At 51.1% G+C, this 26,689-nt stretch carries 23 protein-coding genes and 1 pseudogene; all 24 read left to right on the top strand.

Features of this window, described 5'->3' with window-relative positions:
- The first annotated feature begins 62 nt into the window (after positions 1 to 62).
- The 24 genes and pseudogenes from PUR_RS15415 to ltrA all read left to right on the top strand — a co-directional run bounded on the left by PUR_RS15415 (position 63) and on the right by ltrA (position 26,642).
- A complete protein-coding gene (locus PUR_RS15415) occupies positions 63 to 1,346 on the top strand; it encodes a M16 family metallopeptidase (protein WP_179036011.1) in 1,284 nt (427 codons plus the stop codon).
- Positions 1,306 to 1,752: a dUTP diphosphatase gene (gene dut / locus PUR_RS15410; RefSeq protein WP_179036010.1), complete on the top strand. Its 447-nt coding sequence runs from the start codon at positions 1,306 to 1,308 to the stop codon at positions 1,750 to 1,752. The genes PUR_RS15415 and dut overlap by 41 nt, the downstream gene beginning before the upstream one ends.
- Before the next feature lie 144 nt (positions 1,753 to 1,896).
- Positions 1,897 to 2,796: a dipicolinate synthase subunit DpsA gene (gene dpsA / locus PUR_RS15405; protein WP_179036009.1), complete on the top strand. Its 900-nt coding sequence runs from the start codon at positions 1,897 to 1,899 to the stop codon at positions 2,794 to 2,796.
- Complete coding sequence (locus tag PUR_RS15400; RefSeq protein ID WP_179036008.1) at positions 2,793 to 3,389, top strand: dipicolinate synthase subunit B; 597 nt, start codon at positions 2,793 to 2,795, stop codon at positions 3,387 to 3,389. The genes dpsA and PUR_RS15400 overlap by 4 nt, the downstream gene beginning before the upstream one ends.
- A gap of 200 nt (positions 3,390 to 3,589) precedes the next feature.
- A complete protein-coding gene (gene dapG, locus PUR_RS15395; RefSeq protein WP_179036007.1) occupies positions 3,590 to 4,810 on the top strand; it encodes an aspartate kinase in 1,221 nt (406 codons plus the stop codon).
- A gap of 14 nt (positions 4,811 to 4,824) precedes the next feature.
- Entirely contained in the window at positions 4,825 to 5,700 is an 876-nt protein-coding gene (gene dapA, locus PUR_RS15390; RefSeq protein WP_179036006.1) for a 4-hydroxy-tetrahydrodipicolinate synthase, read from the top strand.
- A gap of 522 nt (positions 5,701 to 6,222) precedes the next feature.
- Positions 6,223 to 7,902, top strand: a complete 1,680-nt coding sequence (locus tag PUR_RS15385) for a ribonuclease J (RefSeq protein WP_179036005.1) — start codon at positions 6,223 to 6,225, stop codon at positions 7,900 to 7,902.
- Between the two features lie 220 nt (positions 7,903 to 8,122).
- Entirely contained in the window at positions 8,123 to 8,896 is a 774-nt protein-coding gene (locus tag PUR_RS15380) for a ClpP family protease (RefSeq protein WP_179036004.1), read from the top strand.
- Positions 8,893 to 9,120 (top strand): YlzJ-like family protein, encoded by a 228-nt coding sequence (locus tag PUR_RS15375; RefSeq protein ID WP_179036003.1) that lies wholly within the window; start codon positions 8,893 to 8,895, stop codon positions 9,118 to 9,120. The genes PUR_RS15380 and PUR_RS15375 overlap by 4 nt, the downstream gene beginning before the upstream one ends.
- Before the next feature lie 92 nt (positions 9,121 to 9,212).
- Complete coding sequence (locus PUR_RS15370; RefSeq protein ID WP_232101524.1) at positions 9,213 to 11,855, top strand: FtsK/SpoIIIE family DNA translocase; 2,643 nt, start codon at positions 9,213 to 9,215, stop codon at positions 11,853 to 11,855.
- A 270-nt stretch (positions 11,856 to 12,125) separates the two neighbouring features.
- Entirely contained in the window at positions 12,126 to 12,977 is an 852-nt protein-coding gene (gene sleB / locus PUR_RS15365; protein WP_179036002.1) for a spore cortex-lytic enzyme, read from the top strand.
- Positions 12,978 to 13,148: 171 nt separating this feature from the next.
- Positions 13,149 to 14,432 (top strand): EF-P 5-aminopentanol modification-associated protein YfmF, encoded by a 1,284-nt coding sequence (gene yfmF, locus PUR_RS15360; protein ID WP_232101523.1) that lies wholly within the window; start codon positions 13,149 to 13,151, stop codon positions 14,430 to 14,432.
- A complete protein-coding gene (gene yfmH, locus PUR_RS15355) occupies positions 14,432 to 15,712 on the top strand; it encodes an EF-P 5-aminopentanol modification-associated protein YfmH (protein WP_179036000.1) in 1,281 nt (426 codons plus the stop codon). Before yfmF ends, yfmH begins: the two co-directional genes overlap by 1 nt.
- An 8-nt stretch (positions 15,713 to 15,720) precedes the next feature.
- A complete protein-coding gene (gene ymfI, locus PUR_RS15350; protein WP_442953840.1) occupies positions 15,721 to 16,479 on the top strand; it encodes an elongation factor P 5-aminopentanone reductase in 759 nt (252 codons plus the stop codon).
- Between the two features lie 90 nt (positions 16,480 to 16,569).
- Positions 16,570 to 16,833 carry a DUF3243 domain-containing protein gene (locus PUR_RS15345; protein ID WP_165093582.1) on the top strand — a complete coding sequence of 88 codons (264 nt, stop codon included), beginning with the start codon at positions 16,570 to 16,572 and terminating at the stop codon, positions 16,831 to 16,833.
- A 182-nt stretch (positions 16,834 to 17,015) separates the two neighbouring features.
- Positions 17,016 to 17,783: a DUF3388 domain-containing protein gene (locus PUR_RS15340; RefSeq protein ID WP_179035998.1), complete on the top strand. Its 768-nt coding sequence runs from the start codon at positions 17,016 to 17,018 to the stop codon at positions 17,781 to 17,783.
- A gap of 25 nt (positions 17,784 to 17,808) precedes the next feature.
- Complete coding sequence (locus PUR_RS15335) at positions 17,809 to 18,810, top strand: helix-turn-helix domain-containing protein (protein ID WP_179035997.1); 1,002 nt, start codon at positions 17,809 to 17,811, stop codon at positions 18,808 to 18,810.
- An 85-nt stretch (positions 18,811 to 18,895) separates the two neighbouring features.
- Positions 18,896 to 19,057 (top strand): hypothetical protein, encoded by a 162-nt coding sequence (locus PUR_RS15330; RefSeq protein WP_179035996.1) that lies wholly within the window; start codon positions 18,896 to 18,898, stop codon positions 19,055 to 19,057.
- Positions 19,058 to 19,211: 154 nt separating this feature from the next.
- Positions 19,212 to 19,703, top strand: coding sequence for a YajQ family cyclic di-GMP-binding protein (locus PUR_RS15325; RefSeq protein WP_124693850.1), 492 nt, complete (start codon positions 19,212 to 19,214; stop codon positions 19,701 to 19,703).
- 131 nt (positions 19,704 to 19,834) lie between these two features.
- Positions 19,835 to 21,163 (top strand): 30S ribosomal protein S12 methylthiotransferase RimO, encoded by a 1,329-nt coding sequence (gene rimO / locus PUR_RS15320; RefSeq protein WP_179035995.1) that lies wholly within the window; start codon positions 19,835 to 19,837, stop codon positions 21,161 to 21,163.
- A complete protein-coding gene (gene pgsA / locus PUR_RS15315) occupies positions 21,160 to 21,747 on the top strand; it encodes a CDP-diacylglycerol--glycerol-3-phosphate 3-phosphatidyltransferase (protein WP_179035994.1) in 588 nt (195 codons plus the stop codon). Before rimO ends, pgsA begins: the two co-directional genes overlap by 4 nt.
- A 130-nt stretch (positions 21,748 to 21,877) precedes the next feature.
- Entirely contained in the window at positions 21,878 to 23,164 is a 1,287-nt protein-coding gene (locus PUR_RS15310) for a competence/damage-inducible protein A (RefSeq protein ID WP_179035993.1), read from the top strand.
- A gap of 334 nt (positions 23,165 to 23,498) precedes the next feature.
- Positions 23,499 to 23,864: pseudogene (locus tag PUR_RS15305) on the top strand (recombinase RecA); the annotation flags it as partial.
- 657 nt (positions 23,865 to 24,521) lie between these two features.
- Entirely contained in the window at positions 24,522 to 26,642 is a 2,121-nt protein-coding gene (gene ltrA / locus PUR_RS15300) for a group II intron reverse transcriptase/maturase (RefSeq protein WP_197970092.1), read from the top strand.
- Positions 26,643 to 26,689: the final 47 nt, after the last annotated feature.

Raw genomic sequence — 26,689 nt, 5'->3', positions numbered from 1 at the left:
ATATAAGGCGCCCAGGTAAATAGAAATGGCAAACGAAAGGCTAGGGCAGGAGGACTTTTTACGTGGAAAAAATGGTATTATCAAACGGGTTGCGGGTAGTCATGGAGAAAATCCCGACAGGCCGGTCCGTTTCCTTCGGAATCTGGGTAAAGACGGGTTCCAGGAACGAAACGCAGGAGAACAACGGGATTTCCCATTTTATCGAACATATGCTGTTCAAGGGTACCGACCGGTTCGACGCAAAGGCTATCGCGGAGCGGTTCGACTCCATCGGCGGGAATGTCAATGCGTTCACCTCGAAAGAATACACCTGTTATTACGCTAAAGTGCTGGATGAGCATCTGCCGATCGCCGTCGATGTGCTGGCCGACATGTTCTTCCGTTCGAAGATGGATGCGGAGGAATTGGCAAAAGAAAAGAACGTCATTCTTGAGGAAATCTCCATGTACGAAGATACACCGGACGATCTTGTGCATGATCTGATGTCGATGGCCGCCTACGGCAGTCATCCGCTAGCCTACTCCATTCTTGGACTCAAGGAACGGCTGGAAGCCATGACCCCGGATGATCTAAGGGCCTATATGAAGAAAAAATATACGATCGAGAATACGGTGATCAGCCTTGCCGGCAATTTCGACGACAGCGTGGGCGATTTGCTGGAGCGGTATTTCGGATCGTTTGCCGATCACGGCGACGCTGGTCCGCTGGACCCGCCCGATTTCCATGGGGATTTATTGTTCCGGCGCAAAAAAACGGAGCAGAACCACATTTGCCTGTCTCTGCCCGGCTGTGCTAATGACGATCCGCTGCAGTATGCAATGGTGCTGATCAATAACGCCGTCGGCGGCGGCATGAGCTCACGGTTGTTCCAGGAAATCCGTGAAAAACGCGGACTGGCCTACTCCGTATATTCCTATCACAGCTCGCAGGCGGACAGCGGCTTGTTTACCGTTTATGCCGGAACTGCTCCTAAGCAGACAAAGGACGTAATGGAACTGACCAAAGAAATGCTGTATGAGCTTGCCGTCAAGGGAATGGACGAAGATGAGATCCACAAGGGCAAGGAACAGCTCAAAGGCAGTCTGATCCTTAGCCTGGAAAGCACAAGCAGCCGGATGAACCGGCTTGGAAAGAACGAATTAATGCTTGGCCGGCATATCACGCTGGACGAAATGATAGCCAAGATTCAGAAAGTCACGATGGATGATGTTAATAAGGTTCTTGATCGGATGTTCGCCGAGCCGCTTGCGGCGGCGATGGTCGGGTCTTCCGATAAAGCTATAGCCAATGTTAGGAGAGATGATCTTGTCTTACTACGTACAAATTCTCAAGCTTCAGGGCAATGAGGATGTAAATCTTCCCCGCAAAATGTCGGAGCAGGCCTCGGGCTACGATCTTTTCGCCGCTGTCAGCAGCGATTTGACGCTTGAGCCCGGGGCGCGGGCGCTTGTTCCCACGGGAATCGCGCTCGCCATGCCGGACGGGCTGGAGGCGCAGATTCGTCCGCGCAGCGGACTGGCGCTGAAGCACGGCATCACCTGCCTGAACACGCCGGGCACAATCGACGCCGATTACCGTGGGGAGATCAAGGTGCTGCTCATCAATCTGGGCCAGGAGCCCTTTGTCATCGCCCGAAATGAGCGGATTGCCCAAATGGTCTTCCAGGCGGTACCGTCCGTAACGATGGTGGAAGTGGAAGAACTGACAGACACCGAGCGGGGAGCGGGAGGCTTCGGCCATACCGGGAGATAGATACATAACCTTATAGTTATAGAGCTTGCGGGAAGGCCGTTTATACGGCCAGCGCAGGCTCTTTTTTTGCTTTCACCCATCCGCGTTTGCCCGCATAAGATGCCTTATAGTCGACAGTGTAATGTTGAAAGGAGCGTCATCCCTATGCTGACTGGCGTCAGGATCGTGTTCCTGGGCGGGGACGCAAGACAAATTGAAGTCATTCGCAAATGTGTGGAAATGGATGCGACGGTGAGCGCTGCCGGATTTGATAAATGGGATTCCCCTACCGAAGGGGTTAGCCTGGGGGAAATGTCCGCCGATCTTCTGGGTGGTGCAGACGTTCTTGTGCTGCCGACCGTCGGCTGCGACGACGAAGGGAATATCAGCGCAAAGTACTCAACGGAGCCGCTGCAGCTTCTGGCGGAACATATTGAGGCGCTGCCAGGGCACTGCACGGTTTATACAGGCATGGCTAAAGAATATTTGAAGAGGCTGTGCGCGCAGCGCGGACTGGAGCTAGTGGAGCTTCTGGACCGCGATGACGTCGCCATTTACAACTCGATCCCAACCGCCGAAGGCGCGCTCGTTATGGCCATTCAGAATACCGATTTTACTATTCACGGCTCCAGGGCGATGGTGCTCGGTATGGGCAGGACCGGGTTTACGATGGCTAAGAGCCTTCAAGGTCTTGGCGCTAATGTTACGATGGGCGTCAGGAAGCAGGATCATTTCGCCCGGGCGGAGGTTATGGGCTGGAGTCCGTTTTTGACGGATCAGCTTTTGGAGCATGTAATGGACGTCGATTATATTTTCAATACGATACCGAGCCTTATTCTTACCGCAAAGGTGCTTTCGCGGATGTCCCGGCACACCTGCATTGTCGATTTGGCTTCAGCGCCCGGCGGAGTGGATTTTCGCTACGCGGAAAAACGGGGTATTAAGGCAATGCTGGCACCGGGGCTGCCGGGAATCGTCGCTCCCAAAAGCGCGGGAATGATTATGGCGGGCGCGCTGCTGCAGTCGATTTCGGAACGGATTTTGGTGAAGGGGGATAAACAATGAACTGGCAAGGAATAACGGTAGGCTATGCAATCACCGGTTCCCACTGCACCTTTGCGGAGGTGATGCCCCAGATCAAGCGTTTTGTCGAAGGGGGGGCAAACGTGGTGCCCATCGTATCCGCGACGGTGCTTGGAACGGACACCCGGTTCGGCACATCGGAAAATTGGCTAAAACAGTTGAAAGATATAACGGGTAATGATATCATTTCTACAATTGTTGAAGCGGAACCGCTGGGTCCATCGAAGCTGCTGGATGTGCTGACGATAGCACCCTGCACAGGCAATACCACCAGCAAGTTGGCCAACGCTATGACGGACGGACCGGTTCTGATGGCGGCCAAATCTCAAATGCGCAACGGCCGGCCGCTCGTTCTGGCCATTTCGACCAATGACGGACTCGGCTTGAACGCGGCGAATATTGCGAAGCTCCTGGTAACCAAAAATATTTATTTTGTTCCCTTCGGCCAGGATAATCCCGTGCAGAAGCCGAATTCATTGGTAGCCCGTATGGAACTTATACCGGAGGCCTGCTATGCGGCGCTTCAAGGCTCCCAGCTGCAGCCGATGATTATCGAACGGTTTCATTCAGCATAAGCTGCATACGCATCAGATGACGACAACTTGTTGATACGTAAGCAGCTTCGGAACATAAATAGGCTAAACCGCTGCCGTCCTCCGCATGAGGGCGGTACAATCGTGTTTATTCCCTAAATTTTTGAACGAAGTTCCGGCAGTGCCCGGGATTCTTCTTGAGAAATAGTGCAGCCTGTCGTTAACTAATGGGGGAATTAAGAATGGGCATTTTGATACAAAAATTCGGCGGGACCTCGCTTTCCACCCCGCAGGCCAGGGAACATGTAATCCGCCATGTCAAACGGGAGCTTGAACGCGGATACAGCCTGGTCATCGTAGTCTCGGCTATGGGCCGCAAGGGGGAGCCCTATGCGACGGATACGCTGCTGGACTGGGTCTCCCAGAACGGCGACGCTCTCCCTCAGCGCGAAAAGGATTTACTGCTGTGCTGCGGTGAAATTATTTCGGCTACCACCCTGTGCAGCCTGCTGGAAGGAGAAGGCATTCCTTCGACAGTCCTTACAGGGGCCCAGGCGGGGTTCCTGACGGATAGCAGCTACGGCAACGCGCGAATCCTGGATGTCCGTCCGGAACGGATTCTGCGTGAGCTGCGCGCGCAGAAGGTAGTCATCGTAACCGGATTTCAGGGTCAGACGGAAGATGGGGACTTCACTACGCTGGGGCGGGGAGGGAGCGACACGTCGGCAACGGCGCTCGGAGCGGCGCTTCGGGCGGATATGGTCGACATCTATACGGATGTCAACGGCATTCTGACCGCCGATCCCCGCATCGTCGAGGATGCGAAGCCGCTGACTTATGTCAGCTATACCGAGATTTGCAACATGGCTTATCAGGGAGCCAAGGTTATACATCCCCGTGCTGTGGAAATCGCTATGCAGGCGCAGATTCCGGTCCGCGTCCGCTCCACCTTTTCGGAGAATGAAGGCACACTAGTCACGCATCCGGAAGGCTTTCAGGATGTCCAGGCGGGAATTGTCGACCGATTCGTTACCGGCATCGCCTATGTCAGCAATATCACACAAATTTCCGTGGACTGCCCGGACGGCAACGGAACCGGCGTACAGCTGCAAATATTCAAGAGTATGGCAGATGCGGGCATCAGTGTAGACTTTATTAATGTTACGCCGACCAGCGCCGTCTATACTGTTTTTGACAATCATTCGGAAAAAGCAATAGCGGCGCTTCAAGAAATCGGACTTCGTCCAAAGAGCCTTTCCGGCTGCGTCAAGGTATCCGTAATCGGTGGCGGTATCAATGGCGTTCCGGGGATCATGGCCCGCATCGTGGAGGCACTCAGCGTTCATAACATTCAAATCCTGCAATCCGCTGACTCCAACACAACGATCTGGGTACTGGTTAAGAAGGAAGATATGGTGCAATCGCTTCGCGCGCTGCATTCCAAGTTTGAATTACACCGTTAACAGGAGGAATATAGGTGGATTTCGGAAGACTAATAACAGCCATGGTAACTCCTTATGACAAGGAGGGGGAGATCGACTGGGAGGCCGCTTCGCGCCTGGTCGACTACCTGATTGAAGAGCAGAAGTCGGAGGGGCTCGTCGTCTGTGGAACAACGGGAGAGTCGCCTACACTGAGCGATGAAGAGAAGCTGCAAATGTTTTCCTTTGTTCTTGAAAAAGCCGCCGGACGCTGCAAGGTCATTGCAGGAACTGGCTCCTATAACACTAAGCACTCGATCGAACTGACACAAAAAGCGGAGAAAATCGGCGTCGACGGCGCGCTGCTGGTCGTCCCTTATTACAACAAGCCAAACCAGGAGGGACTTTACCTCCATTTCTCGGCGATCGCCGCCGAGACCAAGCTCCCCCTCATTTTGTACAACGTTCCGAGCCGAACCGGAATTTGTATGAGCGCGAATACAACGATCAGGCTGGCGGAAATTCCGAATATCGTTGCTACGAAGGAATGCGCGTCTCTTGATCAGGTCGCCTTGATCGCGGCTGGTTGTCCGGATGATTTCCATGTCTACTCCGGAGACGACGCTTCGGCTCTGCCGGCTTTGGCTGTCGGAGGGCACGGGATTATAAGTGTGGCAAGCCATCTCGAGGGCACAAGAATGGCGGATATGATCTCCGCTTATCTCTCGGGTAACGTACATCTCGCCGGTCAGTACCACCGGGAACTGCTCCCGATTTTTAAGGGATTGTTTGAATGTCCGCAGCCGCTCCCGAATCCGTCCGCCGTCAAATACGCGCTGGAGCTACGGGGGATCAAAGTGGGTTCCGTCAGACTTCCCTTGACCCCGCCGAATGAGGCGGAAGCGGAATTTATCAGAAAGTTGGTACTATAGAAATTGGAGTATTCTGTTAGGCTATATTGAACCGGTTCTCGTGATGAGCGCCGGTTTTTTGTATTGTTTTTTAGCCGGCCTGAAATAATGCCCCGGTTTTGCGGAAAGAATACGGTTATCTAAACCCGCGACTTGTCTTTTGACAAAAATATCATGTATAATGTTGTTAAGTGACTGGGTGCGGTTAAAATTGAATATGCGGCAATTTCTTCCGTCATGGTTGGCACTAAAGGTCTGTCTGAAGCCATGGGGTTATTTTTCCAGATCTGGATGTGCTTTATCGATAAAGGCGTTACCCGCGAGGGGCGCGGCTGAACGTTTGACGGCATTGTTTCGCTTACAGGAATGTGCTACCCGCGGGCGGGAAGCTCTCATTAGGGTTATTTTCTGCGCCTTTACGCCCTTTGTCTTCTTAGCGGGGGGATTTTCTGCTTTTTGAATATGTTCAGTGCCGCTAAAGAATTGAAGTTCTTGATTTAAATAACATATGACGTCCAACATTAATAGGAGGGTTAGATTCATTTGTCCAAAAAAAACAACAACGATAAACTGATGATTTTCGCATTGGGCGGAGTCGGGGAAATCGGGAAGAACATGTACGTGGTACAATACGGCAACGACATTGTGGTCGTTGACTCGGGACTGAAGTTCCCTGAAGAGGATATGCTCGGTATTGATATCGTTATTCCTGATATTTCCTATTTGACGGAGAATCGCGACAAGGTAAGAGGCATTGTGCTTACGCACGGCCACGAGGACCATATCGGCGGATTGCCATATGTCCTCAAGCATTTGAACGTTCCGGTGTACGGAACGAAGCTGACGCTCGGTCTGGTGGAGAATAAGCTGAAAGAAGCGAACCTGCTCGGCGAAACGAAGCGCATTCTGATCAACGAAGATTCGGAGATCAAGCTGGGCAGCTCGCTGGTCGTTACTTTCTTCAGAACCAACCACAGCATTCCCGACTCTGTCGGCGTATGCATCGAGACCCCGGAAGGAAACGTGGTTCATACGGGCGACTTCAAGTTTGACCATACCCCAGTCAATGGTCAATTCGCGAATCTGCACCGGATGGCTGAAATCGGGCAACGGGGCGTTCTCGCGCTCTTGTCCGACAGCACCAACGCCGAGAAACCGGGCTTTACTCCATCGGAGAAAAATGTCGGGATTGTACTTGAGGATATTTTCCGCAAAGCCGAACAGCGCGTGGTGGTAGCGACATTTGCATCCAATGTGCACCGTATTCAGCAGGTCGTCAACGCTGCTGAACAGACGGGACGCAAAATCACCGTAATCGGCCGCAGCATGGTTAACGTCGTATCCATCGCTTCCGAGCTCGGTTATCTGAATCTGCCCGACGGCATGCTGATTGAGCCGGAAGAAATGAACCGGATGGCGGCCAACCGGGTAGTCGTTCTCTGCACGGGTAGCCAAGGCGAACCGATGTCGGCGTTGACACGGATGGCGCGTTCCAGCCACCGCAAAGTGGACATTCTTCCTGGCGACACCGTTATCATCGCGGCAACGCCGGTGCCCGGCAATGAGAAGTACATCGGCCGCACGATAGATGAGCTGTTCCGTCTTGGAGCGGACGTCATTTATAGCGGTTCGAATTCCGGAGTGCACGTATCGGGACACGGCAGCCAGGAAGAGCTCAAGCTGATGCTCAACCTGATGAAGCCGAAATTCTTCATTCCGATTCACGGGGAGTACCGCATGCAGCGCAGACACGCTTTGCTGGCGCAATCCGTTGGCGTCGACCCGGACAACATCTTCATCACCGAGCTTGGCGAAGTCGTTGAGATTCTGGGCGGTTCGGCCCGCAAAGCCGGAAAGGTTACTTCCGGCAATGTGCTGATCGACGGACTTGGCGTCGGCGATGTAGGCAATATCGTTCTTCGCGACCGCAAGCTGCTGTCGCAGGACGGCATTCTCGTTGTCGTCGTTACGCTGAGCAAGCAGAATGGAGCCATTGTCTCGGGACCTGACATTATTTCGCGCGGCTTCGTGTATGTCCGTGAATCGGAAGGTCTGCTTGACGAAGCCAACCGGATTGTTTCAAGCACGCTGCAGCGTCTGATGAGCGAGAAGGTCAACGAATGGGCATCGCTCAAGACTAGCGTCAAGGATGCGCTCGGACGCTTCCTGTATGAGCAAACCCGCCGCAGACCGATGATCCTGCCGATCATCATGGAAGTGTAATTAATTGTAAATTGAAGTTGAACTCCATAAAGCCTCTCTCTTGCCGGAAATATTGGACGGTTTCCGGCGGAGAGGGGCTTTTTTGCATTTTTCGGACTTGCTTCATGCTTTCATGGGTGGCTGTATAATGCCAGGGTGCGTTTAGTCATACTAACCGGGTGATTTATTACCATACGCTTGCTGCAGAGCTGGAGTGCAGGCGAAAAAGGGAGCGCTGAGCATGGAGAGCAATAAACCTAACGAGACATCAAACTATAATGAAGAGCAGGATCCTGCGGGAGAGGAACCGGGCGGACAGGAGAATCAGCAAGCCGCTGCCGCGATCGGCATGGTGAAAGAATTCGGACAAACGGCCGCCCCGGCTGTCGAACCGGAGATTTATTGCATGACGATTATTGGTCAGATCGAAGGGCATATCGTCATGCCACCGCATAACAAAACAACCAAATATGAACACATTATCCCCCAGTTGGTCGCGGCTGAGCAGAGCAAGGCGGTCAAGGGTGTGCTTATTATTTTGAATACCGTGGGCGGAGATGTGGAAGCCGGGCTTGCCATTGCCGAAATGATCGCTTCGATCTCCAAGCCGACAGTAACGGTTGTCGTGGGGGGAGGCCACAGCATCGGTGTGCCTATCGCTGTATCCTCCAGCTATTCGATCATAGCGGAAAGCGCCACGATGACGATTCATCCCATCCGTATGAATGGCCTTGTCATCGGTGTTCCGCAGACTTTTGAGTATATGGAGAAAATGCAGGAGCGGGTTGTACGGTTCGTCACGTCTCATTCCCGGATCTCCGTGGATTGCTTCAAGGATCTGATGTTTAAGACGGGAGAACTCAACAGGGACATCGGCACGGCGGTCGGCGGGAACGATGCCGTCAAATTCGGCCTCATGGACGAAGTGGGCGGAATCGGCACCGCAATGGCCAAATTGAACGAGCTGATTTCGCTAAGAGGCGTGCCTGCCGATACGGGAGGATTGACCCAATGATCCTATATTCCGTTATTTCCGCTGATCAGGTATGGGAGGGAGCGATACAGGCGCCGCCTTCATACGTTGAAGTCACTGTACAGGGCATTCTCATGCAGGTTGAGCCGCTAGACGAAGGCAGGGCAAGAATCGTAAGGCTGCTGAACTGTCCGCTGCATCGTTATCTGGAACCCGGTCTTGCGCCGGGTCAAATCATTTCATTTTCGCCAGGGGCTGGCCGATAACCGTTCGCAGTAAGAGCCGCATTTTCCGACAAAAGAGAACATAGGTACGCCACGCCATTATATGGTATAATACTGTTTCGGGGGTGACTGGCGTGGCAAAACGGAAAAAACGGAAAAAAAAGAAGGCGCTGCTGGGCAGCGTTTTAAAATATGAAATCTACGGTATTCTGCTGATTACCTTCTCGGTTATTGCATTATCCGGCGAGGCGGCTGTAGGACGCTCATTATCGAGCTTGGCCGGTTACTTGCTTGGCCGGTTCTATTTCGTTTTGCCGCTTGCCGGCATCTATTACGGATTAATGGTGATGATTTACCGGAAATGGCCTTCAAACTGGAACAGCCGGCACAGCGGCATTCTGCTGCTGGTGCTGTCGATGTGTCTGATGAGCAGCATTTCGGCCATGGAGCAGAAGCTTGGACCGCTGTCCATGCTTCATCCCGGCAATGTGCTGTCCCAGACCGGGAAGGATCTGGCCGGCGCTTTGTCTCCCGCCGCGAACGGCAGCAGCGTGTACATGCTGGGCAAAGATATCAGCGGCGGCTATGTCGGCGGGCTGGAATTCGCGGTTTTGCTGTGGCTGTTCGGAACGCTTGGCGCCAAGCTGCTTATGATCGTCATGCTTTCCATCAGCTTTATGCTGGTGACGAATCTTTCCTATATCGAGCTGTTCGGCCTGCTTAAAATCCGGGCGGTCAAGCTTGCAGAAGGCATCCGTCTCCGGGTTGCGAGCCGCCCGCAGGCGGTGCCGGTAACGGGCCGGAACGGAGACAGGACTAATGCGGGTTCGCGTTCTTCCCGAGAGGATGATGACGAGGAGGATGAGGAAGAAACATCTCTCCCCAATCGAAAAGCGCCGCAGTTCTTCGAAAAGCTCATGCAGCGCAAATCAACGCGTTCCCGATCTGAGGCTTCTTCGTTGCCTGATGACGAACACGGGGGGGAAGCGGAACGGGAGAATGTTCCGATCATTTCAGGCGTTTCTTCCCGTTCGGATTGGTCCGATTCGGACGAAGACAACGATTATGAATTCGAAAGTGAAAATCTGGAGCCTGTGACTCCTATCATACGCGATTTCTTTGAGCATATTCGTTCGGAAGGCTTAAGCGACGAGGACCGGGAGGACTGGAGCGGCTTCTCCCCGGCTGCGCGGAACAGTATTAAGCCGGACGACAGCCCCGGTTTCGCGGAACAGACGGAAGCTGCCGTCCCGGAAGAGAACAGCGGCGCTACGCCGGCAGCCGCCAGCGATCTGGAGGAGACGGGCGAAGAACTTCCCGCGGCTGCGGCTCCCAAGCCTGTCCCGCCGCCGAAGCCTTACAAGCTTCCGCCTTTCCGGCTGCTGACGAAGCCGAGCAACGGGGGCAAGGCAGGCGACCAGAACGATTATATGCAGACCGCACGCAAGCTGGAGGCAACGCTGGAAAGCTTCGGCGTCCGGGCGAAGGTGTTGGAGGTTGTCCGGGGCCCGGCGGTTACCCGGTACGAGATTCAGCCTGATATCGGCGTGAAGGTCAGCCGGATCGTCAATTTGACCGACGATATTGCTTTGGCGCTTGCCGCCAAGGATATCCGGATGGAAGCGCCGATCCCCGGCAAATCGGCCATCGGCATAGAAGTGCCGAATCCCGAAGTATCGTTGGTTACCATGCGAGAAGTAATGGAAACTCAAATCTTCCAGGAAGCCGAAGCCAAACTGACCATAGCTTTTGGCAGGGATATTTCCGGACAGACCATTATCGGCAACCTTGCCAAGATGCCCCATTTGCTCGTCGCCGGGGCAACCGGCTCAGGCAAATCGGTCTGCATCAACGGCATTATTACAAGCATTTTGTACAAGGCTAAACCGGACGAAGTCAAATTTTTAATGGTCGACCCCAAGATGGTTGAGCTCAATGTGTACAATGGCATTCCCCATTTAATGGCTCCTGTCGTCACCGACCCGAAACGCGCCAGCCTGGCGCTCAAGAAAATCGTGGTCGAGATGGAGAAAAGATACGAGCTATTCTCAAAATCCGGGACCCGGAATGTGGAAGGCTATAATCTGCTGATGAAGGATAACCCGGCAGCCGTCCTTCCGTATATCGTCGTTATTGTGGACGAGCTTGCCGACCTGATGATGGTCGCCGCAGGCGATGTGGAGGACGCCATTTGCCGTCTGGCCCAGATGGCGCGGGCGGCCGGTATCCATTTGATCATCGCTACCCAGCGTCCTTCAGTGGACGTCATCACCGGCGTGATCAAGGCGAACATTCCTTCACGGATCGCCTTTGGCGTCTCGTCGCAGGTTGATTCGCGGACCATCCTGGATATGGCGGGAGCGGAGAAGCTGCTGGGCCGCGGCGATATGCTGTTTATGCCGATGGGCTCTTCCAAGCCGATTCGGGTTCAAGGGGCTTTCATGAGCGATGCCGAGGTGGAAGCAATCGTCCACTACGTCAGCAGCCAAGGTGAGGCGGAGTATGACGAGTCCATCGTTCCGGAAGTGGATGAGGCGGCGGGGGAAACCGAAGAACCGCAGGACGAGTTGTACGAGCAGGCGGTGCAGATCGTGCTAGAGGCCAAGCAGGCATCGGTATCGCTGCTCCAGCGCCGGATGCGGGTAGGCTATACCCGGGCCGCGAGGCTGATCGATTCGATGGAGGCCAGAGGCGTCATCGGACCATACGAGGGCAGCAAGCCGCGCGAGGTGCTGATTTCGCTGGAACAGTATCAGCAGAGCCGTATCAGCTCATAATTTATGAAATAGCGTTCTTTTTCTTTGGAAAAGGAGCGCTTTTTTTAAATATAAGCATGTATAAGCTGTGCGCTTATCATTGGGTCTTATATTTCTACGAGAAACGGTGCCGTCCTTAAAAGGACGGCGAAGCCGTTTCTTCTTGATTGGTTTTTTGCTTTTTATCAACCTTTCTTTTCGTTCCTAAGGTGCATAGGATTCCCTCGCGGTCGTCATAATAACGTTAGCCATCCATGCAGAACTTACAAGAGAAAGGTAGAGCGAAGCCAAATGAAGAATCAGAAGCTATGGATCATTGCCGTACTGTCCCTTACGCTTGCGTCAGTCCCGCTGATTGAACATTTCTCCGGAGAGAAATCATCGGCAAAAGTGCCACAGACCTCCGCTGCAAGTTCTTCTAGTGCCGAGGGAAATGATGAGGCGCTGCCCGCTTTCGGCACCACGCCCATTAAATACGGCGCTTCGGGGCCGGATGTTTACGAACTGCAAGGGCGATTAAAGCACCTGGGGTACTTCTCGGACAAAATAGACAGTCAGTTCGGCAGCAAAACCTTGAACTCGGTCAAATGGTTTCAGTGGAAGTTCGGAATGAAGGCTGACGGCGTCGTTGGGGCCAAAACAAAGCTGAAGTTGTACAATGCCACCAAGAACTGGCGTCCGACGGAACCTTCTGCTGGAGTGAAAACCGCTAAAAATACGAACAAAACCAACAAAGCCAATAACACAAATAATAAGGCGGAGCTGGCGTCGGGAAATACGATGGGCTTGTCGGAGAACGATTTGAAGATCATGGCGAATGCCGTTTTCGGGGAATCGCGGGGCGAACCGTTTGAAGGACAGGTCGCTGTTGCCGCAGTCATTCTGAACCGGACAAAATCCCCGAGTTTTCCGAACACGCCTTCGGGCGTAATCTTCCAGCCCGGAGCATTTACAGCCGTCGCTGACGGGCAGATTTATCTGGAGCCCAATGAGCAGGCACGCAAGGCAGTTCAGCAGGCTCTGAATGGCTGGGACCCGACGGGAGGCTGTCTGTATTATTTCAATCCGAAGACCGCAACCTCCAAATGGATCTGGACGCGTGAGCAGGTGAAGACGATTGGTGAGCATATATTTTGTATGTAAAATATGAACCACACTGTCCGCCATTGAACACGTTCTTTGGCGGCTGTTCCATGGAAGCAATCGGAAGACCTGTCTTCCGGTTGCTTCCTTAGTTTGGAATGGTTTAGAATGAATATTACTTCATAAACATGGTAAATGTGCTTCTATCCAAGCCGTAAAGGAGTTTTGGACTTGACAAATCACGTGTTCCAGCATGGCAACGTAGGCGGCATCCGGATTCATGTGCTGCCCACGAAGACGTTCAAGACCTATGCGATTTCGCTGTATGCCGGCGTTCCCCTCGCCGAAGAGACCGTTACCCCCACCGCGCTGATTCCGTTCGTGCTTCGCCGGGGCACGGCTTCCTATCCGGAAACAACCCAGTTCCGCGAACGGCTAGAAGAGCTGTATGGAGCCGGTTTCGGATTCGACGTTTATAAGCGCGGAGATTACCAGATCATCCAGTTCCGCATGGATACAATCAATGACTCGTTTGTTCAGAGCAAGGAAAGCCTGCTTGGCGAGTCCTTCGCTTTTCTGGGCGAGGTATTGACCCGTCCTGTGCTTGAAGGCAGCAGTTTCCGGGCCTCTTATGTCAGTACGGAGCGAGAGACCGTACGCAAGAAGCTGGAGGCCATTGTCAACGATAAAATACGTTACGCGGCCGAACGCTGTATCGAGGAAATGTGCCGCGAAGAACCGTACCGGCTGCATCCGCTCGGACAGAGGGCGGATTTGGATGCCATTACTCCTGATTCGCTGCATCAATCCTATCTTTCTTGGCTGGATGGAGCGATTCTCGATTTGTATGTCGTCGGCGACACTAGCCCCGAGGAAGTCCAGAAGCTTGTTGAGCGGCATTTCAGCCTCGCCAACCGGTCGGATTCCCCTTATCAATCACAATTTTCCCCCAAGACCGTTACTGAAGTTCGAACAGTGGAAGAGCGGCTGGAAGTTGGCCAAGGCAAGCTGAACATGGGCCTGCGCACATCCATTACCTACAAGGACGACGCTTACGCGCACGCTCTGATGTATAACGGCATTTTGGGCGGCTATCCGCACTCGAAGCTGTTCGTGAACGTCCGGGAGAAGGAGAGTCTTGCTTATTACGCTTCTTCCCGCTATGACGGACATAAGGGAATCGCTACGATTCAATCGGGCATTGAAATTCAAAACTACAGCAAAGCCGTGGACATTATCCGCAAGCAGCTGGATGAAATGAAAAAAGGAAACATCAGCGATCTGGAGCAGAGTCAGACCAAGGCGATGATCCGCAATCTGCTTTCGGAAATCCAGGATTCCGCCTTTGAGATGATTGCATTTGACTTTAACCGGGTGCTGTCCGGCAAAGACCGTTCCACGGAAGAACTAATGAGCCAGGTGGAAGCTTCCGGCGCGGAAGATGTGAAGCGGGCCGCCGATACCGTAGCGCTGGATACGATTTATTTCCTGACAGGGCAGAAGGAGGAAAGCTAATGGAACAAATCCATTATGACAGGCTACAGGAAACACTGTACCACGAAGTTTTGGATAACGGGCTGAAGGTTTATGTACTGCCGAAGCCGGGGTTCAAAAAGACTTATGCCACTTTTGCGACCAAATACGGTTCGGTGGACAATCACTTTCGGGTAGCCGGAGGAGAGGAAACGTCGGTCCCGGACGGTATCGCCCATTTTTTGGAGCATAAAATGTTCGAGGAGCCGGAAGGGGATATCTTTGCCACTTTTGCGTCGAATGGAGCATCGGCCAACGCCTTCACAAGCTTCGAGCAGACGGTTTATTTGTTCTCCGCCACGGAAAAAATCGAAACGAATATCGAAACGTTGATCGATTTCGTGCAGCGTCCCTATTTTACGGATCAGAATGTGGAAAAGGAAAAAGGCATCATCGGACAGGAAATCAACATGTACGCTGACAATCCGGACTGGCGCGTCTACTTCGGCTTGATCGAAGCGATGTATCAGAAAAATCCGGTGCGGATCGACATCGCCGGCACGGTGGAATCCATCTCGACAATTTCCAAAGAAACGCTTTATACGTGCTATAACGCTTTTTATCACCCGAGCAATATGCTGCTCTTTATTGTCGGCGGCGTTGACCCGGAATCTGTCTTTGAGCTGGTACGCAGCAATCAGGCACGGAAATCATACGAACGGCAGGGTGAGATTGAACGGATTTTTGAACAAGAACCGGAACAAGTAGGCGTGCAGCGTCTGGAGAATAAGCTGGCCGTCTCCATGCCCAAATGCCTGTTCGGCTTCAAGGAAAAAGAGATCGGACTGTCCGGCAAGGCAGCCGTGCGCCGCGACTTGTCGACCAAGCTGATGCTCGACCTGCTGCTGGGCAGCAGTACGGCCCTGTACCAGAAGCTGTACGATGAAGGGCTGATTTCAGACAGCTTCGGCCATGAGTTCAACAGCTCGCCGCAGTATGCCTTCTCCGCGATCGGCGGCGATACGAAGGACCCTGAACTGCTACTGAAACGGATCAGGGAGGAGATTGATCCCCTTCTGGAGTCAGGTTTCGCGGAACGCGATTTCATCCGGGCCCGCAACAAAAAAATCGGAGGCTATTTGCGCATGCTGAATTCTCCGGAAAGCATTGCCCATGAATTTACGCGTTATGAGTTCCGCGGCGGCGACCTGTTCGGCGTCCTTCCGGAATACGAGTCCATTACACTGGAAGAAGTGAATCAGCGGCTGCGCGAGCATATTGACTGGAGTCAATTGGCCGTGTCTGTCGTGGTGAATCCATAGTGCAAATATTGGGAGAGAGCGGCAAGCCGCTCGGAGAAACGACGGTGCTTGTTACCGGGGGGAGCGGCGGAATCGGCGGCGCCATAGCGGAACGTTTTGCCTCCGCCCGGATGAAGGTTGTCATTCACTATATGAATTCACACGAGGCGGCCAACGAGGTGGCTCGGCGCTGTATGAACGCCGGTTCCCAGGTGATGACTGTGGCCGCCGATTTGAGAGACCGGAGCCAGCTGCAGCGCATGGCCGAACGTCTGGAGGCCAGCGGCATGCAGCCGGACATTCTGGTGAACAATGCCGGTAAATCGCATTATGGCATGCTTGCCGATCTTACCGAAGAAGATTGGGACGACGTGATGGACATCAATCTGAAAGGGACCTTTCTGTGCAGCCAGATTTTTATGCCTTATATGGTTTCGCAGCGCTATGGCCGGATCATCAATGTCTCTTCGGTGTGGGGAATCTCCGGCGCATCCTGCGAGGTCGCCTATTCCGCGAGCAAGGGCGGAGTCAATGCTTTTACCAAGGCGCTGGCCAAAGAATTGGCTCCATCGGGCGTTACGGTGAACGCGGTAGCTCCGGGAGCGGTGCGAACCGCGATGCTGGATAACCTGGCTGAGGACGAGATTCGTATGCTCGAGGAAGAAATTCCCGCGGGCAGATTGGCTGCGCCGGAAGAAGTTGCCTCGCTCGTATATTTCTTGGCACTGCCGGAGTCTGGTTATATAAATGGACAAATTATTAGTCCGAATGGCGGCTGGATTACCTGAAAGTAGAAATATTATATGGAATAACGGATTTTCTTCGAGGACATATTAGTACTGTTGCTTTTAAATCTTAAACATGAAGGAGGATTTAAGATGTCAACAGAGTCTTCAGTGATCAAAAACTATGATACCTGGAAGAAATTTCTGGGCGAACGGGTCATTCAGGCCGAAAAAGTGGGCATGAGCGAAGATACCATCGCCAAGCTGGCTTTTGAAATCGGGGAATTCCTCGATAAAAAGGTCGATCCGCAAAACGCCTCGAACCGGGCGATCAAAGAGCTGTGGGATGTGGGCGACGAAAGTCAGCGCCATACCATCGCTTCCCTTATGGTCAAGCTGGCGAAGCAAAACGCATAGTCCAGCGGAACAAGCTCCCCTCGCGGGAGCTTTTCTGCAATTGTCCGGCCTTTCGTCTTGCCTTTCAATTTCATTTTATATATCATTAACATGACCCGTAAACCTGAAAGATTGTCGTATCTTGGTGTTTTTTGACGAATCAAGGCTCGGGAAAAGGGAATTTACATTACGAGGTGTAGAAGTTGGAATACAAACAGTGGTATATGGAATACAAGATACATAAGAATAGACCCGGATTGCTCGGCGATATCGCCTCGATGCTCGGTATGCTGGAGGTCAACATACTGACCATCAACGGGGTGGAGGACAAAACGCGCGGCATGCTGCTTGAAACGAATGATGATGAGAAAATCCGGCTGATGGGCGAGATGCTCAAAAAGGTTGAAAATATAACGGTGACCGCGCTGCGTTCACCGCGTCTTGTCGACAAGCTGGCTGTTCGCCACGGAAGGTATATTGACCGGGATTCAGATGACCGCAAAACATTTCGCTTTACGCGGGATGAGCTTGGCCTCCTCGTTGATTTTCTGGGAGAGCTCTTTAAGCGGGAAGGCAACCAGGTAATCGGTCTTCGCGGAATGCCGCGCGTCGGCAAGACGGAATCGATTATCGCGGGAAGCGTATGCGCGATGAAGCGCTGGACCTTTGTATCCTCGACCATGCTTCGGCAGACCGTTCGCAGCCAGCTCGCCGAGGATGAAATGAATCCGAATAACGTTTTTATTATCGACGGCATTGTCAGCACGATCCGGTCCAATGAGAAGCATTACAATCTCCTCAAAGACATCATGAGTATGCCGAGTACAAAGGTTATCGAGCACCCGGATATTTTTGTCCGCGAGTCGGAGTACACGTATGACGATTTCGATATTCTAATCGAGCTGCGCAATACGCCGAGCGAAGAGATTCTTTACGATACATTTACGAACAGCTACAGCGACGATTTGTAAATAGAGAGAATAAGGAGGTGATGGCATGTCGGAACTAGGCCGGCAGTTGAAAGAGGCTCGTCTGCAGAAGGGAATGAGTCTGGATGATGTGCAGGAAGTAACGAAGATCCGCAAAAAATATTTGGAAGCCATCGAGGCGGGGGACTATAAGGTACTTCCCGGCAGTTTTTATGTCCGCGCGTTTATCAAGACTTATGCGGAAGCGGTTGGTGTTAATCCCGATGAACTCATACAGGAGCCCGGAAGCGTTCCGGTGTCCAAGGAAGAGCCGTCCACCATGGAGTCGGTGCTTCAGAAGCGCAGCCGCAGACCCGAGCCTGAACGGAATGCCAAATGGCTGCCAACGCTTTTAATGTGGATTTTTCCGGTACTGATTATTGCGGTTATCTACATGTATGCTTCAAACTGGGGGAAATCGGATAACCAGCAGACCGACGCTAATCCGATTACCGACAGCACTCAAGCTCCCGCAGCTACACAGCCGGTAGGAACGGCTTCCGCGGTTGGGGGCGGTGCGACCCCGGCCGCTTCAACGGGTGCCGATGTCGGGGCAGGCACGGAAGCTAGCGCTTCTCCATCCCCTTCACCGTCTGCGTCTCCATCCCCGTCTCCTTCGGTATCCCCGGAAGGCGGAACGGTCGTTCAGGACCGGAAGTCGGGCAAGACAACCGTCTTTAAAGTGACGGGCGCCAATCCGCAGGTGGTCATAACGGCGACAGGCGAAAGTTGGCTGGAGGTATATAAGGGTGAAAATTCCAAAGGAGAGAAGCTCACTTTTGGAAAAACGACTGCGGGAGATACGATGACCTTCACTTTGGATAGCGAAGGCATATATATAAAATCTGGCTACTCCCCTGCTACGCAGATCACAGTGAATGGGCAGGCTGTGACGGACGGAAAGTCTACGTCACGTATTTTGCTGGAGCTCGACGATGGCTCGGGATCTTCGGCCGAAGGCGAAACGGCGGCCGGCACCACCGATGGACAAACGGCTGACAGTGGTGAAACGACCGTCACAGGCGAATAAGAATCCAATATTCGTATATACCTCGCTTTTTTGGAGAATCTAAAAAGGCTTAACAGTTCATCCATCAAAGCGAGGTGTGCAATCGATGACGGTCAGCTGGATTGTAACCGGATTGGGCATTATTGTTAGCCTGCTTGGTTACTACTTAATGCCGAACGCCTGGGGCTATGGTATCCTGGGCTTCGGTTTGGCGCATATCGTACTGGGGATTTTGGACATGTTCCGCAGTCCTTCCAGAAGCAGATAACGGGCGCTCAGAAGCGCCTCCCGCAAGAGGGGAATTCCCTTCGAGGGGGGCGTGTTTTTTTGCGTTCGAGGGCCCAAGGCAATCGGCAGTTAGACTTGGCCTCTTCTTTTTCATATAATTGTAGCTGAATAACGCTTATAAAGGACGTGGAACCATGGCTTCGGAAAGTTCATTTGATATTGTGTCCAAAATGGACGTTCAGGAATTAACCAATGCAATTCACCAGACTGAGAAAGAGATTCAGAACCGATTTGATTTCAAAGGAAGCAAGAGTAGTCTTAAGCTGGAAAAGGACGCTTTGATCATCGTATCCGATGACGAGTACAAGCTAAACGCGGTTATCGATATTTTACAGTCCAAGATGGTCAAAAGAGGCATATCGCTGAAGAACCTCGATTTCGGCAAGATCGAGCCAGCCTCCCTCGGGACGGTACGTCAGCGGCTCGGCCTTAAGCAGGGAATCGACCAGGACAACGCCAAGAAGATCAATGTGCTGATTCGTGACTCCAAGCTGAAGGTCAAGAGCCAGATCCAGGGAGACCAGATTCGCGTCACGGGTAAGAGCAGGGACGATCTGCAGCAGATTATCCAGCTTCTCAACAAAGCGGATTTGCCGCTGGACTTGCAGTACACGAACTTGAAATGACATTTTATACCCCGCAGCGGTCCGTTAAACGCAGCCCTGCGGGGTGCTTTCTGTTTTTGACAGCTGAATTATGGCTATATTATACTTGTTGAGAAAATGTGGATACGTGCTTGATTATTGGGGGATGACCGATGACAGAAAAAATTAACATCGTTACGCTCGGCTGCGAGAAAAATCTGGTCGATTCGGAGATTATGTCCGGCCTTGTTCATGAACGGGGATATACGCTTGTGGACGAGAAGGAAGAAGCAACCGTTATTATTGTAAATACTTGCGGATTTATCGATGAAGCCAAGGAGCAGTCCGTGAATACGATTCTTGAGCTTGCGGAGTTAAAGGAGACCGGCAGCCTGAAAGCATTGATTGTATCGGGTTGTTTGACTCAACGATACAAAGCGGAATTAATGGAAGAGATGCCGGAAATCGACGGTATTGTCGGTACGGGGGATTTTCACAATATCGTTCAGATTGTCGATGAAGCCGTGAGGGGAAGCAGGCCGGTGTGGGTCGGAAATCCGATCTTTAATTATGAGGAGGCGCTGCCCCGCAAGGTATCCACGCCCCGCTACACGACCTATGTCAAAATCGCCGAAGGCTGTGACAATAATTGTACTTTCTGCAGCATTCCGATTATGCGCGGAGCGTTCCGCAGCCGATCGATGGAATCGATCGTGGGCGAGGTCAAAACGCTGGCGGCGCAGGGGGTAAAAGAAATCAGCCTGATTGCTCAGGATTCCACCAATTATGGAACCGATCTATATGATGGATTCAAGCTGCCCGAGCTGCTGAACCGGGTGAGCGAAGTGGAAGGGATCGAATGGGTCAGATTGCATTATGCATACCCCGGTTTTTTTACCGACGAACTGATCCGGGCCATGGCGGACAATCCAAAAATTTGCAAGTATGTGGACATGCCTCTGCAGCATAGCGAAGACGGCATTCTTAAGCGCATGCGCAGACCGGGACGGCAGCAGGACATCCGCAGTTTGGTGAAACGTATCCGGGAAATGATTCCTGGCGTATCGCTGCGCACCTCGATAATTGTCGGCTTTCCAGGGGAGACCGAGGAGGATTTTCAGCGGCTCTGCGATTTTGTGAGTGAAATCGGCTTCGACCGGCTGGGGGTATTTACCTATTCCAACGAAGAAGGAACGCCGGCTTCGCGCCTGCCTGATCAGGTGCCGGATGAGGTTAAGGAATGGCGGGCCAACACGCTGATGGAGCTTCAGCGCCAGCTTACCCGCGACAGAGGCAGCCAGTATGTCGGTCAAGTCCTGGATGTGCTGGTGGAGCGGTACGACGGCCGCAGCGACGTATACATCGGCCGTTCGCAGTATGACGCTCCTGAAATCGACGGCGAAGTGTTCGTGAGAGGCAAAGACGTTTGCATCGGGGAAATCACGAAGGTCCGGATCACCCACGCTTTTGAATACGATTTGTCAGGGGAGGAACTTCAGTGAATTTGCCCAACCGCATTACGATTGCCCGAATATGCCTAATCCCGATTATGATGCTGTTCCTGCTTGTTAATTTCAGCTTTTACCCGGAGCCGTTACATTGGGGCTCTTTCCAGCTTTCCGTCAATCATCTTATAGCGGCTATTATTTTTCTCCTGGCGGCAAGCACGGACGGGATCGACGGATATATTGCCCGCAAATATAATATGGTGACCAACCTCGGCAAGCTTCTTGATCCTCTGGCGGACAAGCTGCTTATCTCGGCTGTTCTGATTTCATTGGTAGAGTTAGGGAGATGCGATTCTTTGATCGCCGTGATCATTATCAGCCGGGAATTTGCGGTGACCGGCCTTCGCCAGGTAGCACTGCTGGATGGCAAGGTCGTGGCCGCCAGCAAATGGGGGAAGATCAAAACGGTAGTTCAGATCGTAGCGATTTCCCTGCTGCTGCTCAACAATTTTCCGTTCCAGTTCGTCGGCATCCCTTTTGACGATATAGCCATTTGGGCGGCCGCTCTGATTACCATTTACTCGGGAATCGATTATTTCGTGAAGAATAAGGAATTGCTGCTGGCCCATAACGCATAAGAAATCTAACCGAACCTCAACATCCAATACGTCTTTACGTCAACTTCAGCGGGGCAGTAGGAACTCTTAACCTATTGCCCTGTTTCTGTCTGAAGCCGTCAGGCGCATATATCAGGAGGCGAAACCAATAGTGAAAGCAGAGATTATTGCGGTCGGCACCGAGCTGCTGCTCGGGCAAATCGTGAACAGCAACGCCCAGTTTTTGTCTGTAGAGCTTGCCGCTCTGGGTATCGACGTATATTTTCAGACGGTGGTAGGCGATAACAGCATCCGGCTGCAGGAGGCTATAGAAATCGCAAAGGGACGCGCCGATCTTATCCTGTTCACAGGAGGCATCGGACCGACGGAGGATGACTTGACGAAGGACGCTCTGGCGGTTTCGCTGGGCAGAGGATTGCATATCGACCGGATGGCGATGGATCATGTGGACCAGTTCTTCAGCGACCGGGGCGTCCAAATGACCGAGAACAACCGCAAGCAGGCGCTTGTGATCGACGATTCGACACCGCTTCCGAATGAGACGGGACTGGCTGTAGGTCTCGCAATCAGTCATGAGGGCAAATATTATATCGTACTGCCCGGACCTCCCAGAGAAATGAAACCGATGTTCACGGAGAAAGCCAAGCCTTGGCTGCAGCAGCATGCGTTAACGGATGAGATGCCCCTTTATTCCAAAATGCTTAAATTTGCCGGCATCGGGGAATCCCTGCTTGAAGACAAGCTGATCGATCTTATCCACGGTCAAAACGATCCGACGATCGCTCCTTATGCCAAAGAAGGAGAGGTAACGGTGCGTATTTCCACAAAAGCGCCTTCCTACAGCGAAGCGATGGAGAAGCTGGATTCGCTGGAAGAGCAAATCCAAGACATTCTTCCCAACCATTTGTATGCCAATATCGATGTCCCGCTGGAAAAGGTAATCGTGGACTGGATGGCGGATGCGGGACTAACCGTGAGCTGTGCCGAGAGCTGTACCGGAGGACTTCTTATGGAGAGCATCACGAGCATCCCCGGCAGTTCTTCAGCGTTTTTGGGAGGGATTGTATGCTACTCCAATGAGATGAAGCACAAGCTGCTGAATGTTCCCAAGGAGTATCTGGAAGGAGTCGACGCCCCCGGCGCGGTCAGCCGCGAGGTGGCCGAAGTTCTGGCCGAGCAGGTCAGGCTGACCGCCGACACGGACTATGGGCTGTCGATTACCGGCGTGGCGGGCCCGGGTTACTCGGAGCGCAAACCGGCGGGTCTGGTCTATATCGGGCTCGCGGAGAGAAATGGAAAGACGGAAGTGTTTGAACTGAAGCTGAAAGGCAACCGTGAGAATATCCGTATACGTTCCGTTAAAGCGATACTGTATCAGCTGTGGCGCAGACTGGTGGAGCGAAATGTCGATACGCCGACTGAAGGCTCGGGCTTGTAAGATGGGCTTTATTTCTATATAATGATGGCATACGGAAGAACCGTGGCATTGAATTCTCTTTGCCGCGGTTTTTGTTTTTTTGTGGAGGGTAAGTGCTTTATATAGGCGATTTGTGCACGGCATTGACTCTGTAAAGGAGGCTTACAATAAAAGGGAATGATTGTTTGAAGGTCGAAAAAAACGAATGTATGTTCGAAAAAATGCTTGGCAAACGCTCCAAAACAAGGTACAATATAAATATAAGAACAGCTGTTGCTTTTCTTGCAGGTCCTGATGAAAGCTCATTCAGTTATATTTTCTTGATATTATAAACCGTGAAAAGGATGTGATCTGATTGTCAGATCGTCGTGCGGCGCTTGAAATGGCGCTCCGTCAAATAGAAAAACAATTCGGTAAAGGCTCCATCATGAAGCTTGGCGAATCCACCCATATGCAGGTTGAGATCGTACCCAGCGGATCGTTGGCTTTAGATATTGCTTTGGGAATCGGCGGACTTCCTAAAGGCCGCATTATAGAAGTTTACGGACCGGAATCTTCCGGTAAGACAACGGTTGCCCTGCATGCGATTGCGGAAGTTCAGAAGGCGGGCGGACAAGCTGCTTTTATTGACGCAGAGCATGCGCTGGACCCAAGCTATGCAAGCAAGCTGGGCGTTAACATTGACGAACTGCTGCTGTCCCAGCCGGATACCGGTGAACAGGGTACGCCACGTTTCCGTATAAGCGCCTGAAAGCGTGAAATCGGAAGACGGTTCTAGGTAGCTAATACCATACAGAATAGTCTAACTATTCCATCAATTTGGAAGGTGAAAACCCTTCTTAAAGTGTTAGTCCGACACTTTATGTCTAAGACTCCTACATGCGTTTTGATTTCCGATAATCAGAAGGTATGAAGTTAGGCGAAGTCGTAACCCAAGTAACCTACGGTTATTAATAACAATAACTATGGCGAAAGTGGTGCGGGATTCCTTAAAAGCACGACCATGGTGACGCAAGGAACCCATGTGTGAAGCACCGATACCAGTGGCCTTCCGAAAGGGAGATAATTAGGTACAGCTAAAGTGTCTTGTTTGCGATAGCTGCGCACATACTCTTTAACCGCAAGGGCAATAGCCGCGGTTCTTCCGTATAAAGAGTGAGTATGTGGTCCGACTCATTTGGTTACTGGACTTTCCTTATGAGATACCTACGGTGTAGAGTGGGCACCTAAAGTCGTGCAAAATCAGGGATAGATGGGATGGAACGTGGGAGAGCCTATAAGTGGAGAAGTCGGATTCAATGAAGCTTATAGGAAGTCAGCGCTTCCGTAGTAGCTATGAGACTTGGCTCGATGACATTCTCTATATATTGAAGGGGAATTGAGAGGACAAAACCAAGAGGAGCCAAGGGAAGCAGTCAGGTCGAATTGGATAACTGAACTTGTGAGCCTAAAAAGTAAAAACAGCAAACTCAATTTTTACCAATCCGATGTTATAATAATTAAGAGGGTTAATCATCTCGAAATCATTATGAGGGTTGATAAAACATTGAAGGTAAACAGGCTCACAATAGAAAATGAACGTAGTTTACGAGACCTATTGGACGAGATGTACAGTAAAGCTAAAGAGGGAGAACCTTTTTATGGGCTTCTCGAATTAGTCAAAAATAGAGAAGTATTCTTCACGGCAATACACAACATCAAATCCAATAGAGGAAGTAAAACAGCAGGAATTGACAAAAAGATTGTGGACGAGTATCTACAAATGCCATTTATGGAATGTTACAAAATGACTACTGATGCTCTTGACAATTATCAACCGCTACCTGCTCGAAGGGTTTACATTCCTAAAGGTAACTTTAAAGGGAAAGTAAATCAAAAAGACGGATACAAACTGCTCTTACAAAAGAAAGTTAGACCTTTAGGCATTCCAGCCATGATTGACAGAACCATTCAAGAAATGGTCAGAATAGTATTGGAACCAATCTTTGAAGCACAATTCTTTCCACATAGCTATGGTTTTAGACCCTATCGAAGCACAGAACATGCCTTAGCATGGATAGCAAAAATCGTCAGTAATAGCGGCCTATACTGGCTTGTAGAAGGCGATATTAAAGGGTACTTCGATAACATAAACCACAACAAGCTTATACAGATTATGTGGAGCATGGGAATTAAGGACAAAAGAATAATTTTCTTAATAAAGAAAATGCTCAAAGCCGGGTATATGGACAATGGAAAGCTTTTCCCAACTGAAAAGGGAACACCTCAAGGTGGAATTATTAGTCCATTATTAGCCAATATATACCTAAACAGCTTTGACTGGAAAATTGGTAAGCAATATGAATTCCACGTTCTAAATTCTGATTATAATCAGAAAAAGAATGCGCTCGTTGCAAGAAGACGAGAAGGAATCACGCCAATATTCTTTGTCCGATATGCTGACGATTGGGTTATTATGACTGATACTAAGGAACATGCCGAACAGCTCAAAGCAGAAGCCGAACAGTACCTCAGAGAGTCACTTCATTTAGAACTATCAAATGAGAAAACTCTTGTTACAGATGTACGAGTAAGCAGAGCACACTTTCTAGGGTTTGACATCAAAGCAGGTCAAAGAGTTCAGATGGACAAATTCGTAGCACGATTACTCCCCAATATGCCTAAGCTATATGAAAAGGCAAAAGAAATTAAACGGGACATAAGAATGATACGAACGCGAAAGACTGAACTTGAAAAAGCCCTTGATATTGAAAAAGTCAATAGTAAAATAGTAGGACTGAGTAACTACTACAAAATTGGAATAGCCAAACAAGCACTTGGAAAACTCGACTTCATCTTTGAAACAACTGCTTATCATACGTGGGTTGAAATGTATGGTAAAAATAATGCTCCAAAGAGGAAAAGACCAGTTTCAGAATTTTCAAACAGAGTCGATAGACACAATCCTCCCAACGGGAGACCGTATTTAATGAAACACTTTTCGGTCGAAGCAGAGGGATTATTAGTAGGATTAACTTTCGGCAAAATCACCAGAATTGAGTATGCAAAAGTTTTCAAACAAGATTTAACCCCATACTCTGAGGAAGGTCGAAAACTGTATGAGAATAAATCTGGTCACAGAGCGCGATTAATTGCGAGACCTATGCTTATTGACACAGATGATTTGTTCATCTATGTAACCTCTGTACACAGTAACAAGAGATACAATCTTGAATACTTCCTAAACAGAGAATACGCCTACAATAGAGACAAAGGTCAATGCAAAGCGTGTGAAACACCCCTCTACCAGGGCAATTATAGATGCCATCATATTGATGCTCAACTTCCTTTAAACAAGGTCAATAAAGTTCCTAACCTTGCAAGTCTGTGCAACGACTGTCATGAACTTATTCATAATGATGCGGTTCTCGGGGATGACAAGAGGGGCAAAAAGATTCACAGATACAGACTGAAATACCAAGCAGGTAAGGATGTAACACGTTCAATAATAAAAGAGTAAGTTAATCCACATTGGTTGAACATAGTGATGTGTGACTGATGATGTAA

The sequence above is a fragment of the Paenibacillus sp. URB8-2 genome (genome assembly GCF_013393385.1).
Classification (GTDB): domain Bacteria; phylum Bacillota; class Bacilli; order Paenibacillales; family Paenibacillaceae; genus Paenibacillus_AQ.
This window is presented reverse-complemented; position numbering and strand designations above follow the sequence as displayed.

What these genes read in the sequence shown, in the direction of transcription:
- sleB (WP_179036002.1), top strand. Translation starts at nt 12,126, where the DNA reads ATGAAGAATCAGAAGCTATGGATCATTGCCGTACTGTCCCTTACGCTT.
- PUR_RS15380 (WP_179036004.1), top strand. Translation starts at nt 8,123, where the DNA reads ATGGAGAGCAATAAACCTAACGAGACATCAAACTATAATGAAGAGCAG.
- PUR_RS15335 (WP_179035997.1), top strand. Translation starts at nt 17,809, where the DNA reads ATGTCGGAACTAGGCCGGCAGTTGAAAGAGGCTCGTCTGCAGAAGGGA.
- PUR_RS15325 (WP_124693850.1), top strand. Translation starts at nt 19,212, where the DNA reads ATGGCTTCGGAAAGTTCATTTGATATTGTGTCCAAAATGGACGTTCAG.
- PUR_RS15330 (WP_179035996.1), top strand. Translation starts at nt 18,896, where the DNA reads ATGACGGTCAGCTGGATTGTAACCGGATTGGGCATTATTGTTAGCCTG.
- yfmH (WP_179036000.1), top strand. Translation starts at nt 14,432, where the DNA reads ATGGAACAAATCCATTATGACAGGCTACAGGAAACACTGTACCACGAA.
- dapG (WP_179036007.1), top strand. Translation starts at nt 3,590, where the DNA reads ATGGGCATTTTGATACAAAAATTCGGCGGGACCTCGCTTTCCACCCCG.
- PUR_RS15400 (WP_179036008.1), top strand. Translation starts at nt 2,793, where the DNA reads ATGAACTGGCAAGGAATAACGGTAGGCTATGCAATCACCGGTTCCCAC.
- dpsA (WP_179036009.1), top strand. Translation starts at nt 1,897, where the DNA reads ATGCTGACTGGCGTCAGGATCGTGTTCCTGGGCGGGGACGCAAGACAA.
- rimO (WP_179035995.1), top strand. Translation starts at nt 19,835, where the DNA reads ATGACAGAAAAAATTAACATCGTTACGCTCGGCTGCGAGAAAAATCTG.
- PUR_RS15375 (WP_179036003.1), top strand. Translation starts at nt 8,893, where the DNA reads ATGATCCTATATTCCGTTATTTCCGCTGATCAGGTATGGGAGGGAGCG.
- PUR_RS15345 (WP_165093582.1), top strand. Translation starts at nt 16,570, where the DNA reads ATGTCAACAGAGTCTTCAGTGATCAAAAACTATGATACCTGGAAGAAA.